Annotated in this window: 13 protein-coding genes; all 13 read left to right on the top strand. The window is 70.0% G+C overall.

Annotation, left to right across the window (positions count from 1 at the left end):
* Positions 1-2: 2 nt before the first annotated feature.
* Positions 3-2,141: an AGE family epimerase/isomerase gene (locus AC07FN_RS03400; RefSeq protein WP_478394139.1), complete on the top strand. Its 2,139-nt coding sequence runs from the start codon at positions 3-5 to the stop codon at positions 2,139-2,141.
* Positions 2,142-2,170: 29 nt separating this feature from the next.
* On the top strand, positions 2,171-3,622 hold the full coding sequence (locus AC07FN_RS03395; RefSeq protein ID WP_478394138.1) for an ankyrin repeat domain-containing protein: 1,452 nt from the start codon (positions 2,171-2,173) through the stop codon (positions 3,620-3,622).
* A gap of 28 nt (positions 3,623-3,650) precedes the next feature.
* On the top strand, positions 3,651-3,959 hold the full coding sequence (locus AC07FN_RS03390) for a muconolactone Delta-isomerase (RefSeq protein WP_478394137.1): 309 nt from the start codon (positions 3,651-3,653) through the stop codon (positions 3,957-3,959).
* A 17-nt stretch (positions 3,960-3,976) separates the two neighbouring features.
* Positions 3,977-4,810, top strand: coding sequence for a type 1 glutamine amidotransferase domain-containing protein (locus AC07FN_RS03385; protein ID WP_478394136.1), 834 nt, complete (start codon positions 3,977-3,979; stop codon positions 4,808-4,810).
* A gap of 64 nt (positions 4,811-4,874) precedes the next feature.
* Entirely contained in the window at positions 4,875-6,554 is a 1,680-nt protein-coding gene (locus tag AC07FN_RS03380) for a thiamine pyrophosphate-binding protein (RefSeq protein ID WP_478394135.1), read from the top strand.
* A 53-nt stretch (positions 6,555-6,607) separates the two neighbouring features.
* Positions 6,608-7,045: a nuclear transport factor 2 family protein gene (locus AC07FN_RS03375; RefSeq protein ID WP_452616236.1), complete on the top strand. Its 438-nt coding sequence runs from the start codon at positions 6,608-6,610 to the stop codon at positions 7,043-7,045.
* Between the two features lie 8 nt (positions 7,046-7,053).
* Positions 7,054-7,617, top strand: a complete 564-nt coding sequence (locus AC07FN_RS03370) for a DJ-1/PfpI family protein (protein WP_478394134.1) — start codon at positions 7,054-7,056, stop codon at positions 7,615-7,617.
* A gap of 48 nt (positions 7,618-7,665) precedes the next feature.
* Positions 7,666-8,367 carry an EthD domain-containing protein gene (locus AC07FN_RS03365; protein WP_452616238.1) on the top strand — a complete coding sequence of 234 codons (702 nt, stop codon included), beginning with the start codon at positions 7,666-7,668 and terminating at the stop codon, positions 8,365-8,367.
* A gap of 82 nt (positions 8,368-8,449) precedes the next feature.
* Entirely contained in the window at positions 8,450-9,136 is a 687-nt protein-coding gene (locus tag AC07FN_RS03360) for a TMEM175 family protein (RefSeq protein WP_478394133.1), read from the top strand.
* Positions 9,133-11,097 (top strand): maltotransferase domain-containing protein, encoded by a 1,965-nt coding sequence (locus AC07FN_RS03355; protein WP_478394132.1) that lies wholly within the window; start codon positions 9,133-9,135, stop codon positions 11,095-11,097. The genes AC07FN_RS03360 and AC07FN_RS03355 overlap by 4 nt, the downstream gene beginning before the upstream one ends.
* Before the next feature lie 111 nt (positions 11,098-11,208).
* Entirely contained in the window at positions 11,209-12,975 is a 1,767-nt protein-coding gene (treS, locus tag AC07FN_RS03350) for a maltose alpha-D-glucosyltransferase (protein ID WP_478394131.1), read from the top strand.
* Complete coding sequence (locus AC07FN_RS03345) at positions 12,972-14,354, top strand: maltokinase N-terminal cap-like domain-containing protein (protein WP_478394130.1); 1,383 nt, start codon at positions 12,972-12,974, stop codon at positions 14,352-14,354. Before treS ends, AC07FN_RS03345 begins: the two co-directional genes overlap by 4 nt.
* A complete protein-coding gene (gene glgB / locus AC07FN_RS03340; protein ID WP_478394129.1) occupies positions 14,351-16,525 on the top strand; it encodes a 1,4-alpha-glucan branching protein GlgB in 2,175 nt (724 codons plus the stop codon). The genes AC07FN_RS03345 and glgB overlap by 4 nt, the downstream gene beginning before the upstream one ends.
* The last annotated feature ends 4 nt before the right edge of the window (positions 16,526-16,529 follow it).

The raw sequence follows: 16,529 nt of genomic DNA, 5'->3' as shown, positions 1-16,529 counted from the left end.
AAATGGCAGACAATCCCGACTTCGTCCGCTCCGACCTCGTCGCGGGATACGTCGAACCCGGCGCCGTGCAGGACTCCTTCGGCATAACGACGTCCGACGGGCGCACCGTCACCGCGCACCTGGTGCCGAACACCGCGTCGTCGATCCTGCACAACCTCGACGAGCCCTACCGCGACACCACCGCCCGGACCCGCGAACTGCTCGCCGGGGGCGGCTACGTCCTGGTGCGCGGCATCTACTACCCGGATCCCGGCGGATGGTGCTTCGAGGCGAGCCACATCTGCTTCGCCACGGAGGCCGACGGCGCGTACGTCTTCGAGGACCCCGAGTGGTGGGTGGGGCAGGCCCGCTCGATCGCCGACTTCTACCTGCGGGCCCAGTTCGGCGACGGTGCGCACGACTGGCGGCGGTACCGCACCGACCTGACGCTGGACGGCAGGCACCTGCCGGGCGACGCCGAGGGGCACCGGCAGGAGACCGACACCATCTCGCGACTGGTGTACGGGCTGGCCACCGCATACCTGCTGACCGGCGAGGACCGCTTCCTGGACGCCGCCGAGGGCGGCGTGGCCCACCTCCAGGAGAACCTGCTGGTCCGCAACGTCGAGGACGGCTACGCCTACTGGTACCACGGCATGGACGTCACCGAGCGGGGACAGCGCAAGATCTTCTCCTCGGAGTTCGGCGACGACTACCTCGCCGTGCCCATGTACGAGCAGATCTACGCCCTGGCCGGGCCCGTGCAGACCTTCCGCGTCACCGGCGATCCCGGCATCCTGCGCGACCTGGACCTGACCCTGGCGCTGTTCGACCGGTTCTACCGCGACCGCGAGCGCGGCGGCTACTTCTCGCACATCGATCCGGTCGCGCTCGACCCGCGGGCGCCGGAGCTGGGGCAAAACCGGGCGCGCAAGAACTGGAACTCCGTCGGCGACCACGCGCCCGCCTACCTGATCAACGCCTTCCTGGCCACGGGACGCGACGACCTGCGCGACTTCCTGCTCGACACCAGGGACACCATCATCCGCCGGATGCCGCAGGACGACTACAGCCCGTTCGTGCAGGAGCGCTTCCACGAGGACTGGTCGCCGGACCGGGAATGGGGGTGGCAGCAGGACCGGGCGGTCATCGGGCACAACCTCAAGATCGCCTGGAACATGATCCGGCTGCGCAACCTCGACGACTCGCCGGCCGCGCTGGAGCTGGCCGAGGAGATCGGGAGCAGGATGCCCGACGCCGGCGGCGATCGGCAGCGCGGCGGCTGGTACGACGTGGTGGAACACCGCGCCCGCGAGGGCTCCGGGCGGCACCGTTTCGCCTGGCACGACCGGAAGGCGTGGTGGCAGCAGGAGCAGGGAATCCTGGCCTACCTCGTCCTGGCGGGCACGCTCGGCGCGCCCGAGCACCTCGCGCTGGCCCGGGAGTCCGCGGCGTTCTACAACGCGTTCTTCCTGGACCACGACGACGGCGGCGTGTACTTCAACGTGCTCGCCGACGGCACTCCCTACCTGGTGGGCACCGAGCGGCGGAAGGGCAGCCACTCGATGTCGGGCTACCACTCGGTGGAGCTGTGCTACCTCGCGGCCGTCTACACCGGACTGCTCGTCGGCGGCAAGCCGATGGACCTGCACTTCCGGCCGGGGCCAGCGGCCTTCGCGGACGGGTTGCTGCGGGTCGCGCCCGATCTGCTGCCGCCGGGCCGGGTGCGGATCAGCGACGTGTGGATCGACGGAGACCGCTACCACGACTTCGACTCCGAGGGCCTGCTGGTGCGGTTGCCGGAACGCGACCGGCCGATCCGGGTCAAGGTGCGCCTGGTGCCCAGCGACCTCGATTTCGACTGCTTCGCCGAGGAATCCGCGACCGGGGCGCGCATCGTGTGCCGCGGAGCGCTGACCGCCGAGCACGTCGCCGAGTTCGCGGCCCGGCTGGAGGCGGCCATCGCCGCCGATGCCGAACGCATCGAGCTGGTGCTCACCGAGGTCACCGAGATGTCCTGGCCCGCCATCAACGAACTGCTGTACCTGGAATCCCACCTGCACCTGGGCGAGGACCTGGTCGTGGTGGACCCGCCGCAACGCCTGGCCGGGGCGCTCACCGGAACCGGCGCGATCGTCGCCGGTGGCGGCGGAACCGACTGACGCGAGCGGAAGAACGGAAAGGGCACACCGTGCGCACCGAAGAGACCTACGAGATCGCCAGGCGCTGCTTCGAACACCTCGGCAGCGGCGACCTCACCGGCCTGCTCCGGCTGGTCGACGAACAGATCACCTTCGAAATCCCCTGCAACGAGCAGAACTGCTCCATCCCGTACGTCGGCACCCACCTGGGCCGCGACGCGATGCGCTCCGCGCTGCTGACCGCCGCCGACGAGCTGCGGGTCACCTCCTACGTGCTCCGGGACCTGCGCGCCCAGGGTGACGTCGCGATGGCCACCATCGTGGAAGAGGCCACGCACATCGCCACCGGCGCCCACGTCGAGGTCGGTGCCGCGCACCGGCTGGTCATCAACGGCGCGGGCAAGGTCAGCTCGTGGCACGTCTACTTCGACCCGGCGGGGCTGGGCGCGGCATTCCGGAGCCACCGGAACACGTTGCTGTTCCAGGCGATTCGTCATCGCGATGCCGAGTCGCTGCGCGAACAGCTGGCCCGTGGCGCGGACCCGGACCACCGCGACGTCGACTCCGGGCTGACCGCGCTGATGGCGGCGGCCGGGCGAGCCGACGGCGCGACCGTGCGCCTGCTGCTGGCCGCGGGCGCCGACGTCCATGCGGCCGACAGCGCCGCCGGAGCGACCGCGCTGCACAAGGCCTGCCAGGGCGGTTCGCCGGAGGTGGTCCGGCTGCTGGTGGAAGCGGGGGCGCAGGTGGACGCCACCGTGCCGGGCACCGGGCACACGCCGCTGATGGAGGCGTTGTGGTTCAAGGAACCCGAGATCGTGCGCTACCTGCTCGACCGCGGCGCATCGGTGAACCTGGCCACGCACTACGGGTTCAGCATGGCCGAGCACCTCGACTACGAGATCAACGTCAACACCATCGGCAAGGAGCGGCTGGTCGCCGCAGACGAGCACATCCAGCGATGGCGGCGGGACAACGCCGCCTACGCGGAGGCCCAGCCGCTGCTCGACGCGGTGGCCGCCGGTGACACCGATCGCGCGCTCGCGCTCATCGCCGCCGGCGCCGACGTGGAAGCCCGCTATCCCAAGCGCAACGACTTCAACGACGGGCACACGCCGCTGCTGGTGGCGACGCGCGACGGCCACACCGAGATCACCCGCGCACTGGTGGCGGCGGGCGCCGACGCGAACGCCGTCGAGCCGGTCTTCGGCGCGGTGCCGCTGCACAAGGCCGTCTACAACGGACGGACCGACATCACCCGAGAACTGCTCGCCGTACCGGGAATCCTGCTGGACTTCCAGGGCGCGACCAACGGCTACACGCCGCTGCACGACGCCCTCTGGCACGGCTACGAGGAATGTTCCCGCGCGCTGATCGACGCCGGCGCGCGGCTGGACCTGGAGGGACACGACGGCAAGCGTCCGCTGGACATCGCCGTCGAGGTCTTCGGGTCCGACCACGACCTGGTCCGCGATCTGCGGACCGAATCCCAGCAGTACTGACCGAATTCGCACATCGCGAGGTAGTTGGATGCTGTTCTACGTCCAGATGAAGTGGAACCACGAGGGACGGATCTCGCTCGACGAGATCTGGGACGTCCAGGCCGACGAAACGGCCCTGGCCCAGCAGACCGTCGATTCCGGAATGACGGTCGGGATCTGGAAGGTGGCCGCGCAGAAGCGGGTCATCGCGGTGGTCGACGTGGAGTCGACCGAGGAACTGGACCGCACCGCGCTCGGTCGCCTGCCGATGCGCGAGTACCTCGAATTCGAAGTCGTGTGGCCGCTGCGCGACTACGCGGGCTTCGGCGAGGACGTCAAGGCGCACTACAACGTCTGATGGGAAAGAGGACGAAGATGAGCAAGAGGATTCTGGTCGTCGTTTCCGAGTACGGCTACTGGGGCGAGGAACTCGTCGGCCCCTTGGAGACGTTCGACGAGGCGGGCTACGAGGTCGAGCTGGCCACGCCGACCGGCCGCCGCCCGCTGGCCATCACGGTCAGCATGGACCCGGAGCTGGTCGACCCGCCGCTGGGCAAGGCGGTGACCACGCCGGAGATGGCGGAGAAGGTCCGGGTGCTGGACGGTTCCGACCGGCTCGAGAACCCGGTCAACCTCGCCGACTGGCTGCCCGACCGGCCCTACCACAGCTCCCCGAACTTCCTGCGGGAGCTGGAGGCGTACAACCGGGACCTGGCCCGGGTGCAGGAGGAGATCGCCGAGCGCTACGACGCGCTGCTGCTGGTCGGTGGTAGCGGGCCGCTGGTGGACATGGTGAACAACTTCCGCGTCCACGACCTGATCCTGGCCTTCCACGCCCTCGACCGGCCCATCGCCGCCGAGTGCTACGGCGTGGCCTGCCTGGCGTTCGCGCGCGACTTCAACGAGCGCGTGAGCATCATCCGCGGCAAGCACGTCACCGGGCACGCCGTCGAGCTGGACTACAAGGACTACACCGGGTTCATGCGGACCGACTTCATCATCGGCCCGCCGCCGTACCCGCTGGAGTACATCCTGCGCGACGCGGTCGCCCCGGACGGCGCCTTCCACGGCAACTTCGGCAAGGAGCGTTCGGTGATCGTGGACTACCCGTTCATCACCGGCCGCACCACGCCGGACTCGTACCTGACGGGGCAGAAGCTCGTCGAGGTCCTCGACGAGGGCCTGCGCGAGTGGGGCTTCCACCGCTGATGACGGCCGCACCGGCACCGCTCGGCCTCCGGGCGGTGCCGGTCCCCGGCGAGAGAGGTCGATCATGACAACAACGATCCTGGCCAAGGACGCGGTCGTCGAACAGCTCCGGATCGACGGCGTCCAGTACGTCTTCGGCAACCCCGGCACGGTGGAGCAGGGCCTGCTGGACTCCATCGAGCAGGCCGGCAGCCCCGAGTACGTGCTGGTGCCGCAGGAAGCCGCGACGGTCGGCATCGCCGACGGCTACGCCCGCGCCACCCGCAAGCCCACCGTCGTGCAGTTGCACACCGGCGTCGGGCTCGGCAACGGCATCGGGATGCTCTACCAGGCCAATCGCGGGCACAGCCCGCTGGTGGTGCTCGCCGGTGAGGCGGGACTGCGCTACGACGCGATGGACTCGCAGATGGCCGCCGACCTGGTCGGCATGGCCCGCCCGGTCACCAAGTGGGCGACGAGGGTGGTCGACCCGAACTCGGTGCTGCGCGTGCTGCGCCGGGCGATGAAGATCGCCGCGACGCCCCCGATGGGGCCGGTTTTCGTGTCCCTGCCGATGGACGTGCTGGACGCCCCGACCAGGGAACGCCCGCACCCGACCTCGTTCCTGCACACCCGCGCCCGACCGGACGAGGAGGCGATCTCCCGCGCGGCGCGGATGCTGATCGGTGCCGAGCGCCCGATGATCATCGCCGGCGACGGGGTCGCCTACGCCGACGGGCAGGCCGAACTGGCTTGCCTGGCGGAACTGCTCGGCGCCGAGGTGTGGGGAGCGGACTGGGCGGAGGTGAACATCGCGCCGGGGCACCCGCAGTTCTGCGGTCAGCTCGGCCACATGTTCGGCGCCGCCAGCCGGCGCACCACGCTGCGCGCCGACGCCGTGGTGATCTGCGGGACCTACGTGTTCCCGGAGGTGTTCCCGGAACTGCACGAGGTGTTCGATCCGACCGCCCGCATCGTGCACATCGACCAGAACACCTGGGAGATAGCCAAGAACTTCCCGGTCGACGTCGGCATCGTCAGCGACGTCCGCGAGGGACTGGCGGCGCTGGCGGAACAGGTGGACGCCGAGCTCGAACCGGAACAGCGCGGGCGGGCGCGCATCCGGGCGCGCGAGATCGGTGAGCGCACGGTCGCCGACCTCGCCACGGTGCTCCAGGAGGACGAGCGGCGGCACGACGACTCGCCGATGCCGGTGTCCCGCTTCGCGAAGGAACTCGCCCGGTGCCTCCCGGCGGACACGGTCTACTTCGACGAGTCGTTGACCGCGTCTCCGGAGCTGTTCCGGTACCTGTCGCCGAAGGCGCCGGGGGAGTACTTCCAGACCCGCGGCGGTTCGCTCGGTGTCGGGATTCCCGGGGCGGTCGGCCTGAAGCTGGCCAACCCGGAGCGGACGGTCGTCGGCTTCGCCGGCGACGGCGGCACGCTCTACACCGCCGAGGCCATGTGGACCGCGGCCCGCTACGGCATCGGCGCGAAGTTCGTGATCTGCAACAACCGCAGCTACGAGCTGCTGAAGCTGAACATCGAGCAGTACTGGGACGAACTCGACGTCGCGGTGCACGACTTCCCCGGCTCGTTCGACCTGGCGCGGCCGCCGATCGACTTCGTCCGCCTGGGCGAGGCGTTCGGGGTGCCGGGGGCCCGGATCGAACGACCCGACGAGGTGCGCCCGGTCGTCGAACAGGCCCTCGCCTACGACGGGCCGTTCGTGATCGAGGTGCTGACTCCCAAGATCGTCAGCTGAACCGGCATCAAGTCCGAAGTAGACCCCGAGTTGCGGGGCAGGGAGGTTTTGCGATGAACGACGGAACCGTCGACGAGGAGACCACCGAGAAGGTGGTGCGCGAGTGGTTCGCGGCGCTGGGCGAGGGCGACCTCGCGCGGGCGTTCACGCAGTTGGACGACGACGTGGAGTGGGTCAACAAGCCGTCGGTGGCGGGACTTCCGGAGATCCTGCCGTGGGTCGGCACGTTCCACGGCTTGGCGGAGGTGCAGAGCTCCTTCGAGATCTTCCACAGCCTGGCCGAGGTGAACTGGGTCGAGCTCGTCGAGCTGCTGGTGGACGGCGACCAGGCCGCGGCCGTGCTGCGGGAGAAGGCCACGGTCCGCGACACCGGGCGCACCTTCTCGACGCAGTACGTCGAGTGGTTCACCGTGCGCGGCGGGAAGGTCACCAACTGGCGCATCTACATCGACGCCACGTGCATGGTGGACGCCTTCCGCGGTCACCTGTGAGCCGGCCGATGCCCGGCCGGACGACGAAGGTGGCCGTTCTCGTCGAGAGCGACTACTACGAACCGGAGATCTCCTACTACCAGCGGCGCTTTCCCGAGGACGGGATCGAGGTGGACTTCGTCAGCCGGCTGTGGGGACAGCCGGAGCTGACCTTCCACGGGCACGAGTACCAGGTTCCCTTCCGCTGCGGGATCGACCTCGACGACGTCGACGCCGCCGACTACCAGGCGGTGATCGTGCCGTCCGGCATGGTGGCCGATCGGTTGCGCTACAGCGAGGACGTCCACCGGGAGCCACCCGCGCTGCGGTTCCTGCGCCGGGCGTTCGCCGAGGCGGGCGTGGTCAAGGGGATCATCTGCCACGGCATGTGGCTGCTGGCCGCCGCCCCCGAACTGGTGCGGGGGCGAAACGCGGTGGTGCACAACAACCTTTTCGGCGACCTGCGCAACATGGACGGCAACTACGTGGACCAGGACGTGGTCGTCGACGGTGACCTGGTCACCGCGCGAACCGGCGAGCACTGCAACGTGTTCGCCCGGCGAATCATCGAAATGCTGGCGAACCAGCGGTGAGTCAGCCGCGCCATCACGGCGCGGAGAATTCCGACGAGGAGTGTTGGGTTGATTCAACAGCTCATCTTCGCTCGCCCGAAACCCGGTATGAGCGAGCAGGACTTCCAGGACTACTGGATCGACGTGCACGCGGTCGAGTACGCGAGCAAGATCCCGCAGATCAAGCAGTACATAGTGGACCGGCGGGTGGATTCCGCCGTGGACGAACCCGGTGGCCCGCTGTTCAGCGGCGTGGCCGAGATGTGGGTGGAGAGCGAGGCCGACCAGCTGGCCGCGGTGCAGTCGCCGGAGTACGTCAACGGCGCGCGCGAGGACGAGCCGCGGTGGGCGGCGTTCTGGCAGACCCTGGCTCTCGACACCGATGCGCACGTGCTGCGGCCCGGGCAGGAGTACGTGGCGGGCCCGACCGACCGGGTGAAGCTGATGGTGCTGGTCAAGCGCCGCAGCGGCATGGACCTGGAGTACTTCCGCCGCTACAGCCTCGACACCCACGCGCCGAAGCTGCTCGGCATCCCGGGCTTGCGGCGCTACGTGCAGAACCACACGCGGGATGCGGCCTACGCGGTGGCCGAGGCGCCGCTGGACTGCGTGCACCAGCTGTGGTTCGACGACCAGGAGGCGCTGGCGGAGGCGCTGGCGTCGCCGCAGTTCGGCGTGGTCCGGCAGGACCTGCGGACCTTCGTCGAGCAGCGCTACATCCACTCCATGGTCGTCCAGGAGAACTGGATCATCCCGCCGGGCACCCGCTGATCCCCGGGGTGAGCCGGCCATGAACCGGGCCGGCGGAGGCGCGTTCCCGCCGGCCCGGTCCCGACATCGAGGAAGTGACATCGTGCGAAAGCCCAACCTCCCCGGATCCGGGGCCAAGCCGCCGGATTCGGTCGAGTTGTCCACCAACCGGCTGGAGCTGTTCAGCGACGCGGTGTTCGCCATCTCCATCACGCTGCTGATCCTCGAACTGAACCCGCCCGAGCCGTCCGAGCACCTCGCCGGTGACCTGGCGGCGCTGTGGCCGTCCTACCTGTCCTACGTGATCAGCTTCCTGCTGATCGGCCAGGTGTGGCTGAACCACCACACCATGTTCCGCTTCATCAACCGCGTCGACCGGCTGCTCCTGCTGTTCAACCTCTTCCTGCTGCTGGACGTGGTGTTCCTGCCGTTCGCCACCGCGGTGCTCGCCCAGGCCATCACCGCCGACCACGGCGATCGGACGGCGACGGTGCTCTACGGCGGCGTGCTGGCGTTCGGCGGGGTCATGTTCAACGCCATCTGGGCCTACGCGGCGCACCGCCACCGGCTGCTCGGGCCGGGCATCACGCCGGAGGAGGCCCGGCGGATGGGCCGCCGGTTCCGGGTCGGACCGATCCTGTACTTCGTCGCCGCGCTGGCCGGTTTCGCCAGCTCCGCGGTGAGCCTGCTGCTCTACGCGTTCCTGCTGCTCCTCTACCTGGTCGAGGTCGCGGCGGGCGGGAAGAAGCCCGTTCACCTGCGCGCCCAAGACACGAGGAGTCCACGTTGAGCGGTCGATTGGTCGTCGAGGAAGTGAGCCCAGTCGTGTCGCTCGGGCAGCACCCGGCGAAGGCGGTGGTCGGCGAACACGTCTCGGTCCGCGCCACGGTGTGGCGAGAGGGCCACGACGCGCTCGCCGCGACGGTGGTGTGGCGCGGCCCGGACGGGGCCGGCCGGCAGACGCGGATGACCCGGATCGACGTGGACGCCGACCTGTGGGCCGCGACGATCGTGCCCGACGCCCAAGGGCTTTGGCGGTTCCGCATCGACGCGTGGTCGGACCCGTGGGCCACGTGGCGGCACGCCGTGGAGGCCAAGCTGGCCGCCGGGCAGGACGAATCCGATCTCGCCAACGATCTGGAGATAGGTGCCCGACTGCTGGAGCGGGTGGCGCGCCGCCCCGGCTGGGACGCCGGGACGCGGGAACTGCTGCGCACCGCCGCCGCGACCTTGCGGTTCCCGGACGCGGGACTGGCGCACCGGGTCGAGCCGGCGTTGTCGCCGGCCGTGCACGAGGCGATGTGCGCCAAACCGGTGCGCGAGCTGCTGACCAGGGGCAGCACCCACCAGATCTGGGTGGACCGGCACCGGGCGCTGTTCGGCTCCTGGTACGAGTTCTTCCCGCGCTCCACCGGGCCCGTGGACGGCGACGGCGTGGCCGCGCACGGTACGTTCCCGACCGCGCAGGCCGAGTTGGAACGCATCGCGGGAATGGACTTCGACGTGGTCTACCTGCCGCCGATCCACCCCATCGGCGAGACGAACCGCAAGGGGCGCAACAACTCCACGCGGGCCGAACCGGGCGACGTCGGGTCGCCGTGGGCCATCGGGGCGAGCGAGGGCGGCCACGACGCGATCCACCCGGCGCTGGGCACCGAGGACGACTTCGACGCCTTCGTCCGCCGCGCCGGCGAGCTCGGCCTGGAGGTCGCGCTGGACCTGGCCTTCCAGGCTTCGCCGGACCACCCGTGGGTCACCGAGCACCCGGACTGGTTCACCCGGCTGCCCGACGGCTCGATCGCCTTCGCCGAGAACCCGCCGAAGAAGTACGAGGACATCTTCCCGCTGAACTTCGACAACGACCCCGACGGGCTGTACGCGGAGGCGCTCGACGTCGTCCGGTACTGGATCGACCACGGCGTGCGGATCTTCCGCGTGGACAACCCGCACACCAAGCCGCCGAACTTCTGGCACCGGCTGATCGCGGACGTCAAGTCGGAGCACCCGGACGTGCTGTTCCTGGCCGAGGCGTTCACCCGCCGCGCCCGGCTGTACGGCCTGGCGAGGCTGGGATTCACCCAGTCCTACACGTACTTCACGTGGCGCGACACCAAGCAGGAGCTCGAGGAGTTCGGCCACGAACTGCTGGAACACCTGCACGAGGCGCGTCCCAACCTGTTCGTCAACACCCCCGACATCCTGCCGGAGTACCTCCAGCACAGCGTGCCCGCCGCATTCGCGATCCGCGCCGCGCTGGCGGCCATGCTGGGGCCGTCCTGGGGCGTGTACGCCGGATTCGAGCTGTTCGAGGACCACCCGGCCGCGCCCGGCGGGGAGGAATACCTCGATTCGGAGAAGTACCAGCTCCGGCCGCGGGACTTCGCCGCGGCCCGGGCCTCGGGGCGGTCCCTCGAACTGTGGCTGCAGCGGTTGAACGCCATCCGCCGCCGGCACCCGGCGTTGCAGCAGCTGCGGACGCTGCACTTCCACCGCACCGACAACGAGAACATCATCGCGTTCTCCAAGACCGACCCGGCTAGCGGAGACCTGGTGATCTGCGTGATCACCCTCGACCCCCACGACCGCCAGGCGGGCACGTTGCTGCTGGACATGCCGGAGCTGGGCCTGGACCGGGATGCGCGGTTCGCCGTCGAAGACCTCGTGACCGGGCGGACCTGGGAATGGGGCAGTTCCAACTACGTCGAATTCGTACCCGAGCGCGACATCGCGCACATCGTCACCGTCCGCTGAGCCGTCCGCTCAGCGCTGATCTCCTCCCTGCCGCCGCGCGGTTCCCGCACCGGGGACCGCGATGGGTGCCGCGCGCCCTCGGCAGGCCGTCGAAGACGAGGTGGACAAGCAATGCTGCTGGAACCCCCGCCCGGCCGACTGCTCGGCCGGGCACCCGAACTGCCGCGCAGCGGCTCCGAGGCGGCGCCCACCGGGGCGTTGCCCGACGACCCGGAGTGGTACAAGACCGCGGTCTTCTACGAGGTGCTCGTGCGGTCGTTCTTCGACTCCAACGACGACGGGGTCGGCGACCTCCGGGGTCTCGCCGAGCGGCTGGACTACCTGAGCTGGCTGGGCGTCGACTGCTTGTGGCTGCCGCCGTTCTACGCGTCGCCGCTGCGCGACGGCGGCTACGACATCAGCGACTTCCGGGCCGTGCTACCGGAATTCGGCACCATCGACGACTTCGCGCACCTGCTGGACGAGGCGCACCGGCGCGGCATCAGGATCATCACCGACCTGGTGCTCAACCACACCTCCGACGTGCACCCGTGGTTCCAGGAGTCCCGCCGCGACCCCGGCGGCCGCTTCGGCGACTTCTACGTGTGGGCCGACGACGACGAGGGATATCCGGACGCGCGGATCATCTTCGTGGACACCGAGACGTCGAACTGGACCCACGACCCGGTGCGCGGCCAGTTCTACTGGCACCGGTTCTTCTCCCACCAGCCGGACCTGAACTACGAGAACCCGGCGGTCCAGGACGCCATGCTCGACGTGCTGCGGTTCTGGCTGGACCTGGGCATCGACGGCTTCCGGCTGGACGCGGTGCCCTACCTCTTCGAAGAGGAGGGCACCGACTGCGAGAACCTGCCGCGGACGCACGAGTTCCTCAAGCGGTGCAGGCAGGTCGTGGACGAGGAGTACCCGGGCCGCGTCCTGCTCGCGGAGGCCAACCAGTGGCCGGCCGACGTGCTGGAGTACTTCGGCGATCCGGCGGTCGGCGGCGACGAGTGCCACATGGCGTTCCACTTCCCGCTGATGCCGCGCATCTTCATGGCCGTTCGCAGGCAGAACCGGTTCCCGATCTCCGAGGTCCTCCAGCAGACGCCGCAGATCCCGGCCAGCGGGCAGTGGGGCGTGTTCCTGCGGAACCACGACGAGTTGACCCTGGAGATGGTCACCGACGAGGAACGCGACTACATGTACTCCGAGTACGCCGCGGATCCCCGGATGAAGGCCAACATCGGCATCCGGCGGCGACTCGCCCCGCTGCTCGGCAACGACCGCAACCAGCTGGAGCTGTTCACCGCGCTGCTGCTGTCGATGCCCGGTTCACCGGTGCTGTACTACGGCGACGAGATCGGGATGGGCGACAACATCTGGCTCGGCGACCGCGACGCGGTGCGCACCCCGATGCAGTGGAACCCCGACCGCAACGCCGGCTTCTCGCGCTCCGACCCCGGGCGGCTGAACCTGCCGCTGATCGCCGACCCGATCTACGGCTACCAGGCGACGAACGTGGAGCAGCACCTCAACGACCCGTCATCGCTGTTGAACTGGACGCGGACGATGCTGCGCATCCGCAGGCAGCACCCGGCCTTCGGGCTGGGGCTGTTCACCGAACTCGGCGCGTCCAACCCGACCGTGCTGGCCTACGAACGCCGCCACGAAGCCGCCGGGGGAAGCGACGTCGTGGTGTGCGTCAACAACCTGTCCCGGTTCCCGCAGCCGGTCGAGCTGGACCTGTCGGCGCACGAGGGTTCGGTGCCCATCGAGTTGACCGGCGGCGTGCGCTTTCCCGCCATCGGCCCGGAACCGTACCTGCTGACGGTTCCCGGGAACGGCTTCTACTGGTTCCAGATCACCTCGATCGCGGAGGGCGGTAAGCATCGATGACTTCCACGGACGTGTTGTCCCGCGTGGGCGAACTCGCCGAACCGCTGGCCCGGTGGCTGCCCGGGCAGCGCTGGTTCGCGGGCAAGGACCGCCCGGTGCAGTCGGTCGAGATCGTGCACGTCGCGGCGCTCAACGACGACGATCCCGCATTCCTGCACCTCATCGCCCGGGTGCACCAGCCGGACCGCGCCGAGGACTACCAACTGCTGGTCGGGTTGCGGAGCTCGTTGCCGGCGGCGCTCCGCCCGGCGCGCATCGGTGAGGTCGGGTCCCGCACCGCCTACGCCGCGGTGCGCGACCCGGCTTTCGGACGGCTGCTGCTCCAGCTGATCGCCTCCGGCACCACCGTCGGCGAACTGCGCTTCCGGCCGGAGGACGGCGTCCGGCTGGACACCGGCGTTCCGTCCCGGCTGCTGGGTGCGGAGCAGAGCAACACCTCGCTGGTGTACGGGAACAGGTACATCCTCAAGCTGTTCCGCCGCGTCTTCCCCGGCACGAACCCGGAACTGGAACTGCACCGGGCACTGCACAGCGCGGGATCCAGGCACATCGCCCGCCCGCTCGGCTCGGTCGAAGGGCGGCTGCGCGGCCGCCCGGTGGTGCTCGGCATGGTGCAGGAGCTGCTTCCGTCCAATGCGGACGGTTGGTCGATGGCGACGGCCAGCGTGCGCGACCTGATGACCGCGCCCGGTCCGGTGCCCGCCGAACGTGGCGGTGACTTCGCCGCCGAGGCGCGCCGCCTCGGGCGGGCCGTGGCGGAGGTGCACGCCGACCTGCGCGACGCGCTGGGCGCAACGCAGGTCCGGGACGCCCAGCGGCAGGACTGGCTGGACGCGATGGTCGCCCGGTTCGACGAGGTCGCCGGGCAGGTCCCGCAGTTGGCCGCGCACCGCCCGTCGATCCTGTCCGCGTACCGGGCGGCGCGTGCGGGCAGCGGTGCGTTGACGGTCCAGCGCATCCACGGCGACCTGCACCTCGGCCAGGTGCTGCGCACACCGACCGGGTGGGTGCTGGTGGACTTCGAAGGAGAACCCGCGGTGCCCCTTGAGGTCCGCCGCGAGCCCCGGTCGCCGTTGCAGGACGTCGCGGGGATGCTGCGGTCCTTCGACTACGCGGCCTTCCAGCTGTTCACGGGGGGAGAGCACTGCACGGATTCGCCGCGCCGTGCCGAGGAGTGGTCGCAGCGCAACAGGACCGCGTTCCTCGACGGCTACCGGCAGGTCAGCCGCGTGGTCGACGAGGACCGGACCCTCCTGCGGGCCTTCGAGGTGGACAAGGCGGTGTACGAGGTGGCCTACGAACACGCCAACCGGCCGGACTGGCTGTCGATACCGATGTCCTTCGTGGAACGGCTGCCCGTCGTCGAGGAGCTGCCGTGACCGGTCGGCCGCCTGCGGTGCGGGAGTACGCGCGGCTGCTCGACGGATCGCACCCCGACCCGCACACGCTGCTGGGAGCGCACCGCGCCGGCGCGGGGACCGTCTTCCGCACCGTGCAACCCGGTGCGCAGGCGGTCGCGGTGCGGTGCGGGAGCACCCGCTACGAGCTGCTCGAGGTGATGCCGTCGCTGTTCGTCGGACAGGCGCCGCTGCCAGTGTCCGACCACCGGCTGGAAGTCCGCCGCGCGGAAGGCGTCGTGGAGCTCGACGACCCCTACCGCTGGCTGCCCACCCTGGGCGAGCTGGACCTGCACCTGATCGGCGAGGGACGCCACGAGCGGCTCTGGGAGGTCCTCGGCGCGCACCGCAGGAGCCTCGAACTGCCGGACCGGACGGTGCGCGGCGCGGCGTTCGCGGTGTGGGCGCCGGATGCCCGCGGCGTGCGGGTGGTGGGGGACTTCAACGGCTGGGACGGCACCGGGCACCCGATGCGCGCGCTGGGCGCTTCCGGGGTGTGGGAGTTGTTCGTCCCGGGCGTCGAAGCGGGGTGCCGGTACAAGTTCCAGGTGCTGGGGGTGGACGGACGGTGGCGGGACAAGGCCGATCCGATGGCCTTCGCCGCCGAACCGCCGCCGGGCACCGCGTCGGTCCTGCACGAGCCCGGCCACGAGTGGCACGACGCGGACTGGCTGCGGCGGCGCGGGCGCGCCGCGGTGCTGTCGTCCCCGATGAGCATCTACGAGATGCACCTCGGGTCGTGGCGGAAGGGGCTCACCTACCGGGAACTGGCCGACCGGCTCGGCGACTACCTGGCGGACCGCGGTTACACCCACGTCGAGCTGCTGCCGGTCGCCGAGCACCCCTACGGCGGGTCGTGGGGCTACCAGGTCACCTCCTACTACAGCCCGACCGCCAGGTTCGGCTCCCCGGACGACTTCCGGTACTTCGTGGACCGGCTGCACCAGCGCGGCATCGGCGTCATCCTGGACTGGGTGCCGGCGCACTTCCCGCGCGATGCCTGGGCATTGGCCCGCTTCACCGGGCAACCGCAGTACGAGCACCCCGATCCGCAGCGCGGGGAGCATCCGGACTGGGGCACGCTGGTCTTCGACTTCGGCCGCCCCGAGGTGCGCAACTTCCTGCTGGCCAACGCGCTGTACTGGATCGAGGAGTTCCACGTGGACGGCCTGCGCGTGGACGCCGTCGCCTCGATGCTCTACCTGGACTACTCCCGCGGGCCCGGGCAGTGGTCGCCCAATCGGTTCGGCGGGCGGGAGAACCTCGAAGCGGTGCAGTTCGTCCGGGAGCTCAACGCCACCGTCCACGAACACCACCCGGGCGTGGTGATGATCGCCGAGGAGTCGACCGCCTGGCCGGGTGTGACCGCACCCGCCGACCGCGGGCTCGGGTTCGACCTGAAGTGGAACATGGGGTGGATGCACGACACCCTGTCGGTGCTGTCGCACGATCCCGTGGAGCGCCGGGATCTCCAGGACGAGCTGACGTTCGCGCTGAGCTACGCCTGGACCGAGAACTTCGTGCTCGCCCTCTCGCACGACGAGGTGGTGCACGGCAAGGGCTCGTTGTGGGGCAAGATGCCGGGCAACGCGTGGCTGAAGGCCGCGAACCTGCGTGCCCTGCTCGGTTTCACGTGGGCGCATCCTGGCAAGCAGCTGCTCTTCATGGGCGGTGAGTTCGGCCAGGCCGGGGAGTGGGCGGACAACCGCTCGCTGGACTGGGGCCTGCTCACCGAGCACGCCGATGCGGACCTGCACCGCGGGCTGGACCGCCTGGTCACGGATCTCAACCACACCTACGCGAAGCTGCCCGCGCTGTGCACGTGGGACTTCCGCAAGGAGGGCTTCTCCTGGATCGTCGGCGACGACGCCGACCGCAACGTGGTCGCGTTCCTGCGGCACGGCGCGGATGGATCCGTGGTGGCGTGCGTGGCCAACTTCGCGGGCGTCGCCCACGACCGGTACCGCATCGGCCTGCCCGCCATCGAACGCTGGAGGGAGGTGCTCAACACCGATGCCCGCGAGTACGGCGGTTCGGGGGCCGGCAACCCGGCGCGGATCACCGCCGACGACCAGCCGTGGCACTCCTGGCCCGCTTCGGCGGTCTTGCGGCTGCCCCCGTGCGGGGTGGTGTGGCTGGCACCCGAGCGCTGACGGC

Source organism: Saccharopolyspora sp. NPDC045941 (assembly GCF_056431445.1).
The sequence above is the reverse complement of the archived record's forward strand: the minus strand, read 5'-3'. Positions and strand labels throughout refer to the sequence as shown.